This window comes from Bacillus sp. SD075, assembly GCF_017355165.1.
Taxonomy (GTDB): domain Bacteria; phylum Bacillota; class Bacilli; order Bacillales; family DSM-1321; genus Peribacillus.
This window is the reverse complement of sequence record NZ_JADILK010000105.1, coordinates 1-1495: the sequence shown is the minus strand read 5'-3', so window position 1 is coordinate 1495 and position 1495 is coordinate 1. Positions and strand designations below refer to the sequence as shown.

At 34.9% G+C, this 1495-nt stretch carries 1 protein-coding gene and 1 pseudogene; both read right to left on the bottom strand.

Translation table 11 applies throughout. The annotated features are described in order from the left end of the window. Positions 1–186 precede the first annotated feature (186 nt). The gene (locus IOC57_RS25435; protein WP_309487769.1) at positions 187–594 is read right to left on the bottom strand and encodes a YbaN family protein; all 408 of its coding nucleotides are present in this window, start codon (positions 592–594) and stop codon (positions 187–189) included. A 334-nt stretch (positions 595–928) separates the two neighbouring features. After that, positions 929–1208, bottom strand: a pseudogene (locus IOC57_RS26420) (MBL fold metallo-hydrolase); the annotation flags it as partial. Positions 1209–1495: the final 287 nt, after the last annotated feature.

The window sequence follows — 1495 nt, the reverse complement described above, 5'->3', positions numbered from 1 at the left end:
GAAAAGAACAAATAAAGACCCGATCTATTAGCCGGAAATTCCGCTTATAGTTCGGGTTTATCGTTGACTAAAATACTTAACAAAGATCCAACAGCACTCTTGAACTCCCCTGCCCCGTTGGTTCCATTAGAAAAAGAGCTGCCGAAGCAACTCTCTTATTGCAGGAAGGACCCTTTATTTGAAGGTTCAAACAGCACTTTGTTTCGTATTTTTCCGGTCAATTGTCTTAATTTTTTTAATGAAATAATAATGTTTGTAGAGTGCGAGCACTACCAACAAGATTTTCACTAATAGGATGTCCACATAAAATACAGAAATTACGATGAAGAAATCGGCAATTATATTGATTCTGATTTTCTCTTTTCGAGTCATACCCTTTTTTTTCAAGAATGCTTCAACGTATTTTTCATATAATGAGGTGTTTTTGAACCAGTTTTCAATCGACTTGGAACTTTTAGCAAAGCAAAAAGCAGCAAATAGGTAAAACGGACCTCCTGGCAGTACTGGTAACACAGTCCCAGCAACACCAATCACAAGAGATATGGATCCAAGAAGGAAAAATAGGATACTTTTTACTTTTTTAATTGTAATCACCTTTTTATTTATATTCTATTCCCTTATAACGTAAAGAGGAAGTCTAATTTATTTCATTTCAATGATTAGTATCTTCCCTATTTCTTCTTGAACTAACCTGCACCTTTAGTTATATAAGTTTGTCTACAGTTTTTTCAAATAAATCTTCCAATGAATTTCAGAAATCCGCTCCCTTTCCGCCGACTGGTCTGCCAAGCGTCTGTGGGGTCTCGGCTAGCCAGTTATTCGGCAGGAGTGTCGCAAATCCTCTCAATTTAATGAGGATTACAGTAAAAAAACATAACGATAATCTATTCTTGTAAATCATGGCTCGGGGTGGGAACACTCCGAACCTTCATTTGTATAAAGTGAATTTCCCATCATGATAACAATAGTAATTTTCAGCTTTAAGATTTTTATTTTTCTTAAGGACTGATCCGCTTTTTCAACGTTTAAGAAAAAGTCTGGATGAGCAATGAACCAATCCATGTCTCACCTTAACAGCTGCATCATCTGTTATTTCTCTTTTTAAACTTGGAAAATATAATGAAATGCCCTGAGGTATGCTTTGGTGTTTCTACTACTCTACATTCGTTATCTAAAATCAGATCACCATCGTATACTTTTTCATCAATTAATCAAAGGATACGTTTCGCTGAAATCAGATGGGAACCTATATGATCAACATCATAATGTGTAATGAGTAATGATCATATTCTTTAAATTCTTTATTTCATAACCATTTTTTATAATAAACAAAATCCTCCTTTTAACACCTGTTCATTTGTGTCGACTATCCACTTTTTTGCAAGAAAAGCCGACTGGTTTTTAATAAAACCAGTCGGCTCAGCTTGTAGACAAAAGGGGTTCGGAATTAAAAAATTCCGAACCCCTTTTGAAATTCCATTTGAAATTTTGACCA